Origin of the sequence: Pseudolysinimonas sp. (assembly GCF_044239695.1) — a bacterium.
Lineage (GTDB): Bacteria > Actinomycetota > Actinomycetes > Actinomycetales > Microbacteriaceae > Pseudolysinimonas_A.
In genome coordinates this window covers 1-14,987 of record NZ_JBIIAW010000075.1, presented here as the reverse complement: position 1 = coordinate 14,987, position 14,987 = coordinate 1, and the positions used below count along the sequence as shown (strand labels likewise).

Sequence of the window (14,987 nt, the reverse complement as noted above, 5' to 3'; positions counted from 1 at the left end):
CGGCGACGAGGATTCCAGGTCGCGGCTCGCCGGCAGCCCGAACGCGGGCCAGGCGCGCAACTGCTCGACGACGGCATCCCACGGGGCGTATCGCCCCGACTCGGCGCCCACCAGCCCGGCGTCGACGGCGACGGCGAGGCGTTCGCGCACCTCGGCGACCGGGATCTCGAGCCGGGCGGCGAGCTGCTCGGCGGTCGGTGCGCCCGGACCTTCGGCGAGTTCCCCCGCGACCGCGAGCAGGGCGAGGATGCCGCGGTCGAGCCGTTCGAGGGCGCCCTGCACCGACGTGCGGTCGAGGAGGGCTTCGGCGAGGTCGAAGAAGTCGCGGATGCCGGCATCCCGCACCTGGCGCTGGGTCACCAGCCGGGCGAGCGCGTCGTCGTCGAGAGCGCGCAGCCGGGCCGCGAGCGCCAGAGCGGATCCGCTGGCGACCATCCGGTCGCTAGCCGCCGTTCTGCGCCAGCCGACGGCGGCGCACGACGCTGACGACGAGGAAGGCGACGATGAGCAGGAACGCGATCGTCAGACCGACGAACGGCAGCACGGTGACGGTGAGCCAGATGCCTTCGCGGGTGTTCACGCCCGACAGGTTTCCGACGATCGTGGCGATGATGGCGAGGATCGAGAGGCCCGCGGCGGACGCGATCATGTTCCGCAGGATGCGTTCGATACGATTGAGGGGTACCGGGGTGTCATTCGCCACGGCTCAAGGATAGAGGTCAGTCGCCATGCCCACCGGTCGGGTCAAGTTCTACGACGAGGACAAGGGATTCGGGTTCATCGCCTCCGACGATGGCACCGAAGTGTTCCTGCACGCCTCCGCACTGCCCACGGGCGCCGTCGTCAAGGCCGGCTCCCGTCTCGAGTTCGGCATCGCCGACGGCAAGAAGGGGGCTCAGGCCCTCTCGGTCCGCGTGCTCGAGACGCCCGTCACGCTCGGCCAGCGCAACCGCCGCAGCGCCGACGACATGGCGATCGTGGTCGAAGATCTCGTGAAGCTCCTCGACTCCATCGGCACCGGGCTGCGCCACGGGCGCTACCCCGACAAGACGCACGGCGCGAAGATCGCCGCCGTGCTGCGCAAGGTCGCCGACGACTTGGATGCCTGACGTGCTCGATCAGGAGACGGTCGCCCGCGCGGCGCTCGCCGAGATCAGCCCGCCCGGCACCGTCGGTGCCCTGCTCGAGAGCACCGCGACCGAGGACGGCGTCGCCCAGCTGAGTTTCGCCTCCACCCTGTCGGGGTACCCGGGGTGGCACTGGTCGGTCAGCGTCGCCGAGATCCCCGGCGAGGAGCCCACCGTCATGGAGGCCGAGCTCATGCCCGGCGACGGCGCCTTGCTCGCGCCCGACTGGGTGCCGTGGGCGGAGCGGCTCGAAGACTACCGCGCGGCCCAACTCGCGCTCGCGGCCGACGCGGATGACGCCGACCTCACCGATGAAGCGGATGACGACGAGACGGACGAGGACGACGACGAGTACGGTCTCGGCGATGACGACGACCTCGGCGTCGACCCCCACGAGGGGATCGACTTCGACCTCGACGACGAGCTAGTCGGAGTGGCGGCGAGCGGTGTAGACGAGCAGGACGAGTCCGAGGACGAGCCCGCCGACGACGGTCCAGAGCAGCCAGACGAGTCCTGACTCCTGCAGCTGGGCCAGCAGCACGAGCATCACGCCGAGCGCGATGATCCAGAGCACGAGCCCGACGAGCACGACCTTGCGGTCGTCCGTCTTGACCGGGGCCGGGTCGGGCCGCCGCTCGGAGTCCTTCAGGAAGAGGCGCACGGTCACACCGTAACGGCGGCGTGCTCGAGCACCCAGTCGATCGACGCGATCAGGGCGCGCACGTCATCCGGCTCGATCGCGGTGAACGTCGCGATGCGCAGCTGGTTGCGGCCGAGCTTGCGGTACGGCTCGGTGTCGACGATGCCGTTCGCCCGCAGCGTCCTCGCGACGGCGGCGGCGTCGACCGAGTCGTCGAAGTCGATCGTCGCGACCACCTGCGAACGGTCGGCCGGGTTCGCCACGAACGGCGTCGCGAACGGTGCCGCATCCGCCCAGGCGTAGAGCAGACCCGACGACTCCTTCGTGCGCGCGTCGGCCCAGGCGAGGCCGCCGTTGCCGTTCATCCACGCGAGCTGGCTCTCCAGCAGCAGCAGCGTCGCGAGGGCGGGGGTGTTGAGGGTCTGGTCGAGACGACTGTTGTCGACGGCGTTCTTCAGGCTGAGGATCTCGGGGATGTAGCGGTCGCTCGCCGCGATGCGTTCGATGCGCTCGATCGCGGCGGGGGAGACCAGGGCGAACCACAGGCCGCCGTCGCTGGCGAAGTTCTTCTGCGGGGCGAAGTAGTAGACATCCGTCTCGGCCGCGTCGATCAGCACGCCGCCCGCGGCGCTCGTCGCGTCGATGACGGTGAGGGCGCCGGGGTCGCCGTGCACCCGCGTCACGGGCGCCATGACGCCGGTCGAGGTCTCGTTGTGGGTCCAGGCGTAGAGGTCGATGCCGTCGAGCACCTCGACATCCGCGCGCTGTCCGCCGGGCACCTGGATGACGTGGGGCGCCTCGAGGAACGGCGCGGCCGCGGCGGCGGCGAACTTCGCCCCGAACTCGCCGAAGGCCAGGTTCTCGCTGCGCTTCTCGATCAGCGAGAAGGCGGCCATGTCCCAGAAGGCGGTCGACCCGCCGTTGCCGAGCAGCACCTCGTAGCCGTCGGGGATCGCGAACAGATCGGCGAGGCCGGAGCGCACGCGACCCACCAGATCCTTCACCGGAGCCTGGCGGTGCGACGTGCCGAGGAGGTGGGCGTGCGCCTGCAGGTGAGCCATCTGCTCGGGGCGCACCTTCGAGGGTCCGCAGCCGAACCGGCCGTCCAGGGGAAGGAGGTTCCGGGGGATCTCGACGTTCGGCACGTCCAGATTCTACGGGCCACCGAAAGGTAGGCTGGAGACTTCTGGGAGGGCCACCACCATGACCGATCTCGTCGACACGACCGAGATGTACCTGCGCACGATCTACGACCTCGAAGAAGAGGGCATCATCCCGCTGCGCGCGCGCATCTCCGAGCGCCTCGGGCATTCCGGGCCTACCGTGTCGCAGACCATCGGACGCATGGAGCGCGACGGTCTCGTGCGCGTCGAGGGCGACCGCCACCTGGAGTTCACCCCCGAGGGTCGCACGCGCGCGCTGCACGTCATGCGCAAGCACCGCCTCGCAGAGCGCCTGCTGCACGACGTGATCGGCCTCGACTGGAGCCTCGTCCACGACGAGGCCTGCCGGTGGGAGCACGTGATGAGCGAGCAGGTCGAGCGCCGGCTGCTCGAGGTGCTCGGCCACCCGACCGAGTCGCCGTACGGCAACCCGATTCCGGCACTCGAAGAGATCGGGGGATCGGCGGCCCGTCCCTTCCTCGAGGGTGTCGTGAACATCGTCGAGCGGGTGCGCGGAGTCGACGGCTCGATCGCGGTGACCATCAAGCGTCTGGGCGAGCCGGTGCAGTTCGAGCCCGAGCTGCTCGAGCAATTGCGGGCCGCCGGGGTTCTGCCCGGTGCCGAGGCGACGATCGCAGCCGCGGGCGGCTACGTGCTCGTGCGGGTCGAGGGGTTCGGCGAGGGGCTGGAACTGCCCGCCGAGGTCGCCACGCACGTCTACGTCGCGAACTGACGCCGACACGCGGTGATCCCCGTTCGGGGGGAGAACGCTCGGTGAGCGGGATGTCGAGTTGTCTTCCGGGTTCGGATGCGTATAGTCATCGAGTCCTCTCGACCAACCCCTAGCCGGTCGGAGGCCGCGTTGCAGGGCGCCTCGTCCCCCATCCTCTGCCGCGCGACGTGAATACGACAGGGATGGGGCCGCGGAGAGTGCGGTGCGGCGCGGGAGTCTCTCATTGTTCTCTAGCCCCACGGGGCCGGACGTCGATCTCGACCCGGCCAACTCGATCCCCCCGTCCGAAACCCCCCGGGCGTTCGCGCGCCCGCGACCACGTCTGCTCCCCCTCTTCGTGATGGGGGTGGCGGTGCCGGCGATCTTCTGCACCGTCGCGCTTCCGGCCTATGCGTACCGCTCGGCGGATGCCGCGCACGCGTCCACCGGCGAACTCGAGACCTACAAGGCCGCGGAAGCGCAGAGCCTCGAGGTCGCCCCGGCGGTCGAACCCGCCGCCGTGACCGGTCTCGACGGCTACACCACCACCTCCGCGGCGGAGCTCGCCCGCGTCGCCCAAGCCGCCCGCATGGCGTCCTACGGCGGTCCGACGGTGCGCGACCTGTTGGCCAACCCGCCGTATCCGAACTACGACCCGTCGACGATCGTCTCGATCGCGATGCAGTACCTCGGGTCGCCCTACGTCTACGGGGGCGCGAGCCCGGCGGGCTTCGACTGCTCGGGCTTCACGCAGTTCGTCTTCGCCCACGTCGGCATCGCGCTGCCCCACTCCTCGAGCGCCCAGGGCCGCTACACGGCCATCGCGCCTGAGGCGGCGATGGCCGGCGATCTGGTCGTCACCGACGGCGGCGGTCACGTCGGCATCTACCTCGGCGACGGCACGATGATCCACGCCGGTACTCCGGCGACCGGCGTGAAGATCAGCCGGCCGTGGGGCAACTACTGGTTCGTGCGCGTCGGCATCTGATCCCCGCACCCGGGAATCTTCATCGAGCCGTAACCGGCTGGTGCAGATTCCCGGGTTAGCCTGGAGCCCTCGGTCACTCGAGGATCCAGGAGAGTCGTATGCGGTACGCGAGCAGCATCCCCACCAAGGATGCGCGCGCGCTGTTCCGCATACGGCGCAGCATCCGGCCGGTCGTGCACTGTCACGTTCCGGTTCAGTAAGGCGCTGTCGTTCGCGACGGCGCCTTTTTGTTTGCTCCTCCTGATCCGCGTCTGAGCGGGGAGTCGAATGCCTGCAAGCCGTGCAGGCGCCTTCGAGAGGAGATCCTGTCGTGCGAACTTTGGTCCTCAACGCCGGTTACGAGCCGCTCGCCGTCGTGTCGTTCAAGCGAGCGCTCGTGCTCGTGCTCTGCGGCAAGGCCGCGATCATCGCGAGCGACGCCGAGCATCCGGTGATCGGCACCTCGGGGGAGTGGGATCGGCCTTCCGTCATCATCCTGCGTCGCTATGTGAAGGTGCCGTCGGGGCGCAACGTGCCGGTGTCGCGCCGCGGAGTGCTGCGCCGCGACGGGCAGCGCTGCGCGTACTGCGCGTCGGGCGCGACGACGATCGACCACGTGATGCCGCGCTCGCGCGGGGGTGCCGACTCCTGGGAGAACCTCGTCGCGTGCTGCCTGAAGTGCAACAACGTGAAGGGCGACCGCACGCCGCAGGAGATGGGCTGGTCGCTGCGCGTCATCCCGCGTGCCCCGCACGGCACCTCGTGGCTCGTGCGCGGGGTCGAGCGCACCGAGCCGCAGTGGGACGAGTTCCTCGCGCCGGCGGCGTAGCTGCGCGCGATCGTCGACCCGCCGTTATCTCACTGTGACTTCTCAGCCACCTTCGCGTATGGTCGAAAGGTCGCTGACCCGGAGGCAATTGCAACGTGACGGATAGCGAGTACCCCGACTCTTTCGCGGGACTCTTCGGCGAGCTGGATGCGGATTCTCGTTCCTCGCTCGCTCAGCCGTCACCCCTCCCCGAAAACGCGTCGCCCTCGCGCGAGGTCGTCGCCAGCGAGACGCCCGGTTTCACGTCGCGCCGCGCGATGCGCGAAGCCGGCGGCTACCGGCCGGATGAGTCGTCGGCCCGCCCTGCTGCCCGCGCCGCCACCCGCGTTCGTGCGAAGGTCACGCGTCCCCGCGGTCGGGATGCCATCCGCGCCGACGTCGCCCGCGCGCCGAAGACGAGTCTGCGCCGCAAGCTGAGCAGCGCCGGTGTCATGACCGTCGTCGTCGGACTCTTCGCCTCGCTGACCCTCCCCGCCTTCGCCGACCAGAACGGGCTCGTCGAGAACGCCGAACCGCTCGACGGGCAGACGCTCGAGATCACGGCGGCCACCACCGACGCGTCGACGCTCATCCGCGACGGCTACGCCACGACGAGCGCCGCCGACCTCCGCCGGCTCTACGCTGACGCGATCCGGCAGCAGAACCTCGCCGCCTACCTCGCCTCCGGAGCGCGCGAGATGGGTGACGACTACCCGTGGCCCGACCAGCTCACGCGTCCGCAGGGCGGCGGCCTGTCGCCGCTCAACTACTACTACCGCGAGTGCGTCGACTTCGTCGCCTGGCGTATGAACCGCGACGCCGGCACCACCTCGGCTCCGTATGCGTGGGTCTGGTCGAACCTCGCCCAGGGCAGCGCGTTCGCCTGGAAGCGCGAGTGGGAGCGCCACGGCTGGACGACGAGCAGCGTCCCGGTCGCCGGCGCCGTCGCGTGGTTCCCGGGCGGCAACCACGTCGCCTACGTCTCGGGCATCATGCCCGACGGCAGCGTCGCGCTCGAGGAATACAACTACGCCACCGACCACGGCTACGGTCAGCGGATCATCCCCGCGAGCGGCGCGTACTACCTCTACCCGCCGGGCAGCTGACCTTCGGCGCCGTCAGGCGCGCAGGATCTTCTCCATCGCCTTGCCCTGAGCGAGTTCATCCACGACCTTGTCGAGGTAGCGGATCTTCTGCATCAGCGGATCCTCGATCTGCTCGACCCGCATTCCGCAGATCATCCCGGTGATCTTCTCGGCACTCGGGTTGAGCTGCACCTCGTCGAACAGTTGCTCGAAGGTGGTCTCGTTCTCGAGGTGCTTCGCCAGGGTCTCGTCGTCGATCTGGAGCAGCCAGCGGATGACGGTGTCGAGCTGCGCCTGGTCGCGGCCCTTGCGCTCGACCTTCGTGAGGTAGAGCGGGTACACCTTCGCGAAGGGCATGGTGAAGATCCTGCTCATGGATGCCAGCCTAGAATCGAGCGGTCAGCCTCTGTAGCTCAATGGAAGAGCAGTTCCGTCCTAAGGAAAGGGTTGGGGGTTCGAGTCCCTCCAGGGGCACCGACTACTCTCCGGAGGCGTATCGCCACTGGGAGCACTCATTGAGACTCCAAAGTCTCAGTGATCGACAGTGCCAGAAGATCCCGCGTCGCTTGCCACCTGACCGTCGCCGGCCGCCGGCTGATCCCGCGCTGCCCACGGCGATCGGACGCTCCGGCGGCGGTCAGCCCTGTCGACCCTTGTAGCGCGGGTTGAGCTTGTTGATGACGTAGACCTTGCCCCGGCGGCGCACCACCTGTGCCCCCGGCTGGTTCTTCAACGACTTGATCGACGCTCGTACTTTCACGGCTATCCTTTCATGAGAATGGTTATCAACAGAGTAGCGGAGCCTCCCCGATGATTCCGACCGACGTCATCGCCGTCGTGGGGCCGTGCGCACCCGAGCGACGCCGCTACGCCGAGCGGCTCGCGACCCTCACGGGTCGAGCGTTCTTCCCGGCGAGCGCGATGGAGGGCGCCGCGGATGCGCTCGAGGAGGGCAGGATCCTGGCGGGTTGGGCGGGCAAGCCCGGCGCGGTGCTCGAGCTTCCGACCGACGTCTCGGCTCCGGAGATCGTCGGCACCTGGGCGGACGACGCCGACGAGGCGCGTCTCGTGGGCATCGTGTGCGTGATCGATGCCGCGCACCTCCTCGACGACCTCGGTCGCGACGACTTCGTGCAGATCGGCGGCGCGCGGGGCGGCCTACCCGCCGAGTTCGCCGCACGGGCGCAGCTCACGGTCACCCAGATCGAGTACGCGTCGACCGTGTTGCTGGTCAACTGGGCGGGGCTGAGCACCCCGGAGCTGTCCACCACGATGGCGCTCGTGAATCACCTGAGCCCCCACGCCCGTCTTCGGCTCCATCGAGACCTCGTCGAGAACGTGGAGCCCCGTCCTTACCTCTCCCATCAGGATCGCGCGGGATGGGTGTGCGTGCTGAACGAAGAGTTCGACCCGTACATGACCGATGCGCGGGTGAGTGCGTTCCGCTACGAGAACCTCCGGCCCTTCCACCCGGAGCGGCTCTCTCGATTGCTGACCGGTCGGGTGGCGGACGGGGTCTTCGGCACCCTCGTGCGATCGGCGGGGTTCTGCCGTCTGGCGACTCGTCCGACGATCACCGGCCACTGGGAGCAGGTCGGCCGGACGATCTCCTTGGCGCCCGCGGCGGTCGACGGGGATCTCTCCGACGGCGACGACCTCCTCTCGATCGGGCAGGAACTCGCGATCATCGGGCTCGACCTCGACCGAGAGCGGCTCGTCGCCGCGCTGGATCAGGCGACGCTCACCGACGAGGAGCTCGCGGCGGGACCTCGCGCCTGGGCCGGCTACGACGACAGATTCCCCGCGTGGATTTCTGCGAACGACCGCAGCACGTGATCGGTGCGGAGGCCGCCTGTCCGCACGCGGGGAAGTGTGACAATATCTGCGTATGCACGTAGATAAGCAAGCACGTGACCTCGAGCTCGACTCGAACTCCGCCGAACTCGCGGTCGAGGTCTTCACGATGCTGGCCGACGCGACCCGTATCCGGCTGATCCTCGCGTTGCGCGCCGGCGAGTTGTCGGTCACCCGGCTGGCCGACATCGTCGAGAAGCAGCCCGCGGCGGTCTCGCAGCACCTGGCGAAGCTGCGGTTGGCCCGGATGGTGACCACGCGGCGCCAGGGCACGACGGTGTTCTACGCCCTCGCCGACGAGCACGCTCTGCAGCTCGTGACGGCGGCTCTGCTCCAGGCCGAGCACACGGTCGACGCCAGCCCCCGCCACCACGCCACCGCGCCGGACCCGACGTCGTGAACGGCCAGCGGATGCCGCCGGCGCACGAACACGAGCATGACGGCCACGGCCACGGCCGCGAGCACGAGCATGAGCACGAAGCCCACAGGCACCCGACGGGCCCCAGAGGGTTCCTCCATCGCCTCTTCGCGCCCCATAGCCACGATGCCGCCGACCAGATCGATGACGCGCTCGAGTCGAACCGCCGCGGCATCCGGGCGTTGAAGATCAGCCTCATCGTGCTCGGAGCCACCGCTCTTCTGCAGATCGGTGTCGTGGTCGTCAGCGGCTCGGTCGCCCTGCTCGCCGACACCATCCACAACTTCTCCGACGCGCTCACCGCGGTGCCGCTCTGGGTCGCCTTCGCGCTCGGGCGCCGCGCCGTGACCCGTCGCTACACTCACGGGTTCGGCCGTGCGGAAGATCTCGCCGGCCTCTTCATCGTCGCGATGATCGCCCTGTCGGCCATCGTCGCCGGTGCGGAATCCATCCGCCGGTTCTTCGATCCGCAACCGGTGCAGAATCTGTGGTGGGTGCTCTCGGCCGGTCTCATCGGCTTCGCCGGCAACGAGTTCGTGGCCCTCTACCGGATCCGGGTCGGACGCCGGATCGGCTCGGCGGCCCTGGTCGCAGACGGCGTCCACGCGCGCGCGGACGGGTTCACCTCGCTCGCCGTGGTGGGCGGTGCGGTCGGGGTCATGTTCGGCTTTCCGCTCGCCGATCCTCTCGTCGGCCTGCTGATCTCGCTGGCGATCTTCATCCTGTTGGTGGGCACGGTACGCAGCATCGGACGCCGGCTCATGGATGGGGTCGAACCGGAGAAGGTCGACAGGCTCGAAAGCGCCCTCGGCGGGTCTCGCGGCGTTCTCGGCGTCTCCGAGATCCGACTGCGCTGGGTCGGGCACCGGCTGCACGGCTCCGCGCGTCTCAGCGTGGCGAGCGGCTCTCTCAGCGCCGCCGAAGAGGTCGTCCATGACGCGGAGCACGCCGCGCGACGAGCACTGCCGCATCTCGATCGGCTCGAACTGCGACCTCACACCCCGGTGCGATCGTCGCCCGCCGCGCTCGCGTCGAGCAAGCCGCGGTAGGCCGCCGAACGCGCGCGCAGTTCGTCGTGCGGTCCGTCGTCGAGGATCCGGCCCTCGACGAGAAGGGCGACGCGGTCGCTCGCGCGCATGACCGGTTCGCGGTGGGTGACGATCACGACCGTGCGATCGACGGCGACGTCCCGGAGGGTGGCGAGGAAGGCCGCCTCCGTCGCCGCGTCGAGGCCGGCGGTCGGCTCGTCGAGCAGGAGCACTGCGGCGCCGCGCAGAAGGCCGCGGGCGAGGCCCAGGCGCTGGCGTTCCCCTCCCGACCAGCCGCCCCCGGCCTCCTGCAACGCGACGTCGAGTTCCTCCGGATCGGAACGGACGCGATCGCTGAGTTGCACGGCGTCGAGCGCCGCCCACACGGCCACGTCGTCGGCGTCGGGGGCGAGGAGGTTGTCGCGCACGGTGGTTCGGAAGATGTGCGCGTGCTGGCCGACCAGAGCTACCCGAGCGACAGGGACGGCCTTCCCCGTCGGGGACGCGCCGATCTCGATCGACCCGGCGGTCGTCGGGATCAGCCGCGCGAGGGCGAGGAGGAGCGTCGTCTTGCCCGCGCCGCTCGGCCCCGCGATGGCGAGGATCTCGCCCGGCGCGACCGCGAGATCGATGCCCGCGAGCACCGAGCGATCGTCACCGGGGTAGACCACGTGGAGGCCGGAGACATGGATGCCGCCGGTATCGGATCCGGCGCGCACCGGTGTCGCATCGTCGCCCGGTCGGGTTCCCGGGGCGTCGAGCAGTTCGTCGACACGTGCGGCGGCGGCGCGCACTTCGCCGAGTCGTCCGATCGCCGTCGAGGCGACGAGCGCCGCCGACGTCGAACTCGCGGCGAAGACGACGACGACCGGAGTGAGCGCTGCGTCGAGCCGCCCGCCGGAGACGCCCGCGACGGCAAGGCCGAGGGCCGCGAGGAGGAGCGCGGCTCCGACGATCTCCGTCGCCGCTTGCTCGAGTCCGAGTCGCGCGGCGATGCCTCGGCGCACCCGCTGGATGCGAGCGGTGCGCGCGGCGACATCACGCGCGAGCGCGTCGAGCCCGCCGAGCAGCAGCGTCTCCCGGGCGAAGCGCCGCGCCGAGAGCGTGACCGCGCCGAGTTCCGCGATCTCGGATCGCGCGGCGTCGCCCTGCCTGCGGGCGAGCCGCATGGTCGAGAGCGGGACGACGAGCAGCAGCAGATGGCCGAGGGGAACGAGGAGTCCGAGCGGCCCCACCCAGGCGACGGCGACGGCCGAGAACCCGACGCTCGCGATCATCCCGGCCAGCACCTGCGCGGCGGTGTGCGCATAGAACCATTCGAGCGCCTCCGCGTCGCCGATCGCCCGGGCCACGGTCTCGCCGGTGGTGCGTCGCGCGAGGCCGAGGGGCGCGAGCCGAGCGATCGCCCGGTGCGCGTCGAGGCGTAGCGCGTCGATCACCCGGTAGGCGAGGACGTGGGCGACCCATTGCTCCACCCAGGTGAGACCCGCGGAGGCGACGACGCCGATGAGGAGCGCGACCGCCCACCCGGTGAACGGCCGATCGCCGATCAGCGAGCTCACCGCTCCCGACGACGCCGAGGCGACGATCACGCCGGCGACGAGCACGCCTGTCGAGGCGCCGACCACGACGAGGAACGACGCGAGGTGCGCTCGCAGGCGAGAGGCGAGGCGCAGGATCGCGATCACGCGCTCACCTGTGCGGCCCGTACCTCGTCGGGCAGGTCGCCGGCGGCGGCCCGCCCGTCGTCGACGACGATCACGCGGTCGGCCAGCCGGGCGACGGCGTGCCGGTGCGTGACCGCGATCAGGATGCCGGGGGATGCCGCGCGCAGCCGGGTGAGGAGCCCGGCTTCACTCGCCGGGTCGAGCGCCGAGGTCGCCTCGTCGAGGATGAGCACCGGCCGGTTCTGGGCGAGTCCCCGGGCGATGGCGACCCGCTGCCGTTGCCCGCCGGAGAGCAGCGCGCCCCCCTCGCCGACTGCCGTTGCTGGACCGAGGCTCGCGTCGTCGGTTCCGATGCCCGCGATCAGCAGAGCCGAGGTCACGTCGGTGGCGCCCGGGCGCGCGCCGCGCGACACCTCGTCCGCGATCGTGCCGCCGAAGAGAGCCGGGTCCTGCGGCACCAGAGCGACCCAGCGCAGCAGCTGCTCCGGACCGGCGGCGACTCCGTTGAGGGCGATCGACCCGGCCGCCGGCACGACGAGTCCCGCGAGAGCTCCGGCGAGGGTCGACTTTCCGGCGCCGGTCCGACCGACGATGGCCGTCAATCCGGGCGCGAGGCGGAGATCGTCGACGACGAGCGCGGGCGAGGCGGCATCCGGATGGCTGATCACGAGATCGCGCACGGCGATGGCATCCACCGTTTGTCCGCCGTCGTCGGAGCCGGGAGACGAGGGCGCCGTCTCATCCCCGAGCAGCGCGAGGATCGCCGCGCCCGAGAAGGTGCCCAGATAGCCGGCGTGCCAGAGCGCGGCGAGGTCGCGCAGCGGCCGCACCAGCTCGATCGCGAGCAGCACGAGGGTGAACGCGGCGATCGCCGACGGCGGCTCGGCGCGCACGGCCAGAAGGATCACCACGAGGGCGGGTGCGCCGACGAGCGCCAGGGCGGCGAGTCCCGAGTCGAGGAGCGAGAGGCGCAGCTGCGCGATCGTCCGGCCGAGAAGCGAACGCGAGGCGGCGGCGAGCTGCTGCTCGCGACGGTGCTCGGCACCGAACGCGACGAGCGTCGTCATCCCCTGCATCGAGTCGACGAACTCCGCCTGGAGCTCCTGGTAGGCGGCCCAGTGGTCGCCGCCGCGGCGGGCGAGCAGGCGTGACCAGAGCACTGGCACGAGGGGCACGGACGCGGCGACGAGACCGGCCGCGATCCCCGCGACCGGGTCGAGGGCGATCATGACGGTCCCGACGACGGCGACGGTGATGATCGTGACGACGAGCTGCGGGAGGTAGGCGGAGAGATAGGAATCGAGGTTCTCGATGCCATCGACGACGACCGCGTGGTCGCTGCCACTGCGCCCGCGGGGGTCACGCGCCGATCGTCGGATGAGCGTGCCGAGGGCGCGGACGCGCAGGTCCCGCTTGACCGCGGTCATCGCGCGGTGAGCGACCGCGTGCCCGGCAAGCACCACGACGGGTCGCGTGACGAGCGCGATCAGCAGGAGGGCGACCGGCGCGACGAGGCCGGCGGGGTCGCCCTCGTTCACGAGGATCGAGAAGACGCTCGCCATGGCGATCGCCTGCGCGATCCAGGTGGCGCCGACGACCAGTCGCAGTGCCACGAGGGCGGCGAAGAGCGGTCGGTGGCCGCGCCAGAGGGCGACGAGGCGCGGGTGGGAGGTGGTCATGAGGGCTTGAAGAGAATGATTATCATTACGCTGTGACTGTAGAAGCCGACCCCCGCGTCGTCAACACGACGCCCGGTCGGCGACCGGCGGTTCGCCCCGGCCTGACCCTCGCGCTGCTCGCCCTCGCGCTGCCCGTGGTCGCGGTCATCTCGGTAGGGGTCGGCCAATACCCCACCCCTCCGCTCGAGGTCGCGCGGGTCATTCTCGAGCAACTCGGCGGGGCACCCCGCGGAGAGGCGCTCGACACCGTCGTCTGGCAGCTGCGCATCCCTCGCGTCGTGCTGGGAGTCTTGGTCGGCGCGGCTCTGGCGACCGCCGGCGCGGCGCTGCAGGCGGTCGTGCGCAACGACCTCGCCGATCCGTACCTCCTCGGCGTGTCCTCGGGGGCCACCCTCGGCGCCGCCGCCGTCATCGCGGGTGGTGCGGGAACGCTCGTCGCCGTGCTGGGCGCCACCGGCGGCGCGTTCCTCGGCGCCCTGCTGGCGCTCGGGCTGGTGCTCGCGCTCCTGGGCGGAGGCCGTCAGCTCAGCGGTTCGCGCCTCGTGCTCGCCGGACTCATCGTCGGCTACTTCCTCGCCGCCGCCACGAACCTCCTCGTCGCGCTCTCCGACAACCGCGACGCCGTGCGCTCGGTGCTGTTCTGGTCGCTCGGGTCCCTGTCGCTCGCGTCGTGGAGCGATCTCGCCGTCGTGGCGGTGCTCACCACGGCAGCGATCGTGATCTTCACGATCTGGGGCCGTCGCCTCGATGCCATCGGGCTCGGTGACGACGTCGCTCGCAGCCTCGGCGTCGACCCGTTCCGGCTGCGGATGGCCGTCGCGATCGTCGCCGCGCTCTCGATCGCCGCCGCCGTCGCGGTGAGCGGCGCGGTCGGATTCGTCGGCCTCATCGTTCCGCACCTGGCGCGTCGTCTGGTCGGAGCCGGGCACCGCCGCCTCATCCCGGCGAGCGCCCTGATCGGCAGCCTCGTACTCGTCGTCGCCGACGCCCTCGCCCGCACCGCTCTCTCACCCCGGGAGATCCCCCTCGGTGTGCTGACCGCACTCGTCGGCACTCCGTTGCTGATGCTGCTGATGTTCCGCCGGAGGCGGCGGGAACTGCCCTGAACCACCCACCCGAACACCACCATCACCAAGGAGCACCATGACATCCGTCCCCGTCATCACCCGCGTCGCGCTCGCCGCCGGCGCCTTCGCGCTCACCGCCGGGCTCGCCGGCTGCGCCACGCCCGACACGGCGCCGGCCGGCGCCGCCGACGGATACCCCGTCGAGGTGCTCGATTGCGGTGCGCCGCTGACCATCGAGCGGGCCCCGGAAGCCGTCTTCACGGTCGGCACCGCCGCTGTCGAACTCCTCGACGCGGCGGGGGTCTCCGATCGCATCGTCGCGCGTTCGGGCGAATTCGATGCACCACTCAGCGCCGACCTCGCCACCCCGCCGTCGGACGACCTCATCGTGGATGCCTTCGACCCCACGACCGAGCAGATCCTGGGCTCGGGTGCGGACACCGTCATCGGCTACGGGCTCTTCACCGCCGACGCCGACCAGGTCACCGCCGCCGGCATCCAGCTCATCTCCGTCGCCGGAGAGTGCGGACACGACGCCTCCACCGACGCCGCGCCCGTCGTCGACTTCTCGACGATCGTCGACGACATCCGGCGGTTCGGTCAGATCTTCGACACCGCCGACGTCGCCGACGCGGCCGCGGCCGACCTCGAGGAGCGGCTCGCCGCCGTCGAGCGTCCGGCCTCGGGAGACGACGCCGCGTGGATCTACTACTTCTCGGGGGAGTCGGGCATCTCGGCATACGGCGGTCAGGGCATCCCGAACGTCACCCTC

17 protein-coding genes, 1 tRNA gene and 2 pseudogenes are annotated in these 14,987 nt (G+C 70.7%); 12 read left to right on the top strand and 8 right to left on the bottom strand.

The window, feature by feature from the left end:
* Together ACILQS_RS11645 and ACILQS_RS11640 are read right to left on the bottom strand one after the other, a co-directional pair.
* Positions 1 to 435, bottom strand: a pseudogene (locus tag ACILQS_RS11645) (hypothetical protein); the annotation flags it as partial.
* Between the two features lie 7 nt (positions 436 to 442).
* A complete protein-coding gene (locus ACILQS_RS11640) occupies positions 443 to 703 on the bottom strand; it encodes a hypothetical protein (protein ID WP_395640292.1) in 261 nt (86 codons plus the stop codon).
* Between the two features lie 25 nt (positions 704 to 728).
* On the opposite strand from ACILQS_RS11640, the gene ACILQS_RS11635 reads away from it, so the two are divergent.
* Together ACILQS_RS11635 and ACILQS_RS11630 are read left to right on the top strand one after the other, a co-directional pair.
* On the top strand, positions 729 to 1,109 hold the full coding sequence (locus ACILQS_RS11635; protein ID WP_395640291.1) for a cold-shock protein: 381 nt from the start codon (positions 729 to 731) through the stop codon (positions 1,107 to 1,109).
* A complete protein-coding gene (locus ACILQS_RS11630; RefSeq protein ID WP_395640290.1) occupies positions 1,102 to 1,644 on the top strand; it encodes a DUF3027 domain-containing protein in 543 nt (180 codons plus the stop codon). Before ACILQS_RS11635 ends, ACILQS_RS11630 begins: the two co-directional genes overlap by 8 nt.
* Here ACILQS_RS11630 and ACILQS_RS11625 read toward each other — a convergent pair.
* On the bottom strand, positions 1,552 to 1,788 hold the full coding sequence (locus ACILQS_RS11625) for a DUF2530 domain-containing protein (RefSeq protein WP_395640289.1): 237 nt from the start codon (positions 1,786 to 1,788) through the stop codon (positions 1,552 to 1,554). The two genes, ACILQS_RS11630 and ACILQS_RS11625, sit on opposite strands and share 93 nt — an antisense overlap.
* Before the next feature lie 2 nt (positions 1,789 to 1,790).
* A complete protein-coding gene (gene serC, locus ACILQS_RS11620) occupies positions 1,791 to 2,912 on the bottom strand; it encodes a phosphoserine transaminase (RefSeq protein ID WP_395640288.1) in 1,122 nt (373 codons plus the stop codon).
* A 58-nt stretch (positions 2,913 to 2,970) separates the two neighbouring features.
* Here serC and ACILQS_RS11615 point away from each other — a divergent pair, with 58 nt between their 5' ends.
* From ACILQS_RS11615 to ACILQS_RS11600, 4 genes are all read left to right on the top strand, one after another.
* On the top strand, positions 2,971 to 3,663 hold the full coding sequence (locus ACILQS_RS11615; RefSeq protein WP_395640287.1) for a metal-dependent transcriptional regulator: 693 nt from the start codon (positions 2,971 to 2,973) through the stop codon (positions 3,661 to 3,663).
* Between the two features lie 223 nt (positions 3,664 to 3,886).
* Complete coding sequence (locus ACILQS_RS11610) at positions 3,887 to 4,630, top strand: C40 family peptidase (RefSeq protein WP_395640286.1); 744 nt, start codon at positions 3,887 to 3,889, stop codon at positions 4,628 to 4,630.
* Positions 4,631 to 4,940: 310 nt separating this feature from the next.
* Positions 4,941 to 5,438, top strand: coding sequence for an HNH endonuclease (locus ACILQS_RS11605; protein WP_395640285.1), 498 nt, complete (start codon positions 4,941 to 4,943; stop codon positions 5,436 to 5,438).
* 95 nt (positions 5,439 to 5,533) lie between these two features.
* Positions 5,534 to 6,523, top strand: a complete 990-nt coding sequence (locus ACILQS_RS11600; RefSeq protein WP_395640284.1) for a CHAP domain-containing protein — start codon at positions 5,534 to 5,536, stop codon at positions 6,521 to 6,523.
* Between the two features lie 12 nt (positions 6,524 to 6,535).
* Here the strand turns inward: ACILQS_RS11600 and ACILQS_RS11595 are convergent, their stop codons facing one another.
* A complete protein-coding gene (locus ACILQS_RS11595; RefSeq protein WP_395640283.1) occupies positions 6,536 to 6,877 on the bottom strand; it encodes a DUF2200 domain-containing protein in 342 nt (113 codons plus the stop codon).
* A gap of 27 nt (positions 6,878 to 6,904) precedes the next feature.
* On the opposite strand from ACILQS_RS11595, the gene ACILQS_RS11590 reads away from it, so the two are divergent.
* Positions 6,905 to 6,976: transfer RNA gene (locus ACILQS_RS11590), tRNA-Arg, on the top strand.
* A 163-nt stretch (positions 6,977 to 7,139) separates the two neighbouring features.
* Here the strand turns inward: ACILQS_RS11590 and ykgO are convergent.
* Positions 7,140 to 7,262, bottom strand: coding sequence for a type B 50S ribosomal protein L36 (gene ykgO, locus ACILQS_RS11585; protein ID WP_395640282.1), 123 nt, complete (start codon positions 7,260 to 7,262; stop codon positions 7,140 to 7,142).
* Positions 7,263 to 7,312: 50 nt separating this feature from the next.
* On the opposite strand from ykgO, the gene ACILQS_RS11580 reads away from it, so the two are divergent.
* From ACILQS_RS11580 to ACILQS_RS11570, 3 genes are read left to right on the top strand one after another with little or no spacing between them, the layout of a single operon-like run.
* Positions 7,313 to 8,338, top strand: a complete 1,026-nt coding sequence (locus ACILQS_RS11580) for a GTP-binding protein (protein ID WP_395640281.1) — start codon at positions 7,313 to 7,315, stop codon at positions 8,336 to 8,338.
* A gap of 52 nt (positions 8,339 to 8,390) precedes the next feature.
* Positions 8,391 to 8,756: an ArsR/SmtB family transcription factor gene (locus tag ACILQS_RS11575; RefSeq protein ID WP_395640280.1), complete on the top strand. Its 366-nt coding sequence runs from the start codon at positions 8,391 to 8,393 to the stop codon at positions 8,754 to 8,756.
* Positions 8,757 to 8,767: 11 nt separating this feature from the next.
* A complete protein-coding gene (locus tag ACILQS_RS11570) occupies positions 8,768 to 9,823 on the top strand; it encodes a cation diffusion facilitator family transporter (protein WP_395640293.1) in 1,056 nt (351 codons plus the stop codon).
* On the opposite strand, the gene ACILQS_RS11565 is transcribed toward ACILQS_RS11570, so the two are convergent.
* Both ACILQS_RS11565 and ACILQS_RS11560 read right to left on the bottom strand, forming a co-directional pair.
* Entirely contained in the window at positions 9,769 to 11,490 is a 1,722-nt protein-coding gene (locus ACILQS_RS11565; RefSeq protein WP_395640279.1) for an amino acid ABC transporter ATP-binding/permease protein, read from the bottom strand. The genes ACILQS_RS11570 and ACILQS_RS11565 overlap by 55 nt on opposite strands.
* Entirely contained in the window at positions 11,487 to 13,148 is a 1,662-nt protein-coding gene (locus ACILQS_RS11560) for an ABC transporter ATP-binding protein/permease (protein WP_395640278.1), read from the bottom strand. The genes ACILQS_RS11565 and ACILQS_RS11560 overlap by 4 nt, the downstream gene beginning before the upstream one ends.
* Before the next feature lie 32 nt (positions 13,149 to 13,180).
* Between ACILQS_RS11560 and ACILQS_RS11555 the strand changes: the two genes are divergently transcribed.
* Complete coding sequence (locus tag ACILQS_RS11555) at positions 13,181 to 14,254, top strand: FecCD family ABC transporter permease (protein WP_395640277.1); 1,074 nt, start codon at positions 13,181 to 13,183, stop codon at positions 14,252 to 14,254.
* Positions 14,255 to 14,291: 37 nt separating this feature from the next.
* Positions 14,292 to 14,987, top strand: a pseudogene (locus ACILQS_RS11550) (hypothetical protein); the annotation flags it as partial.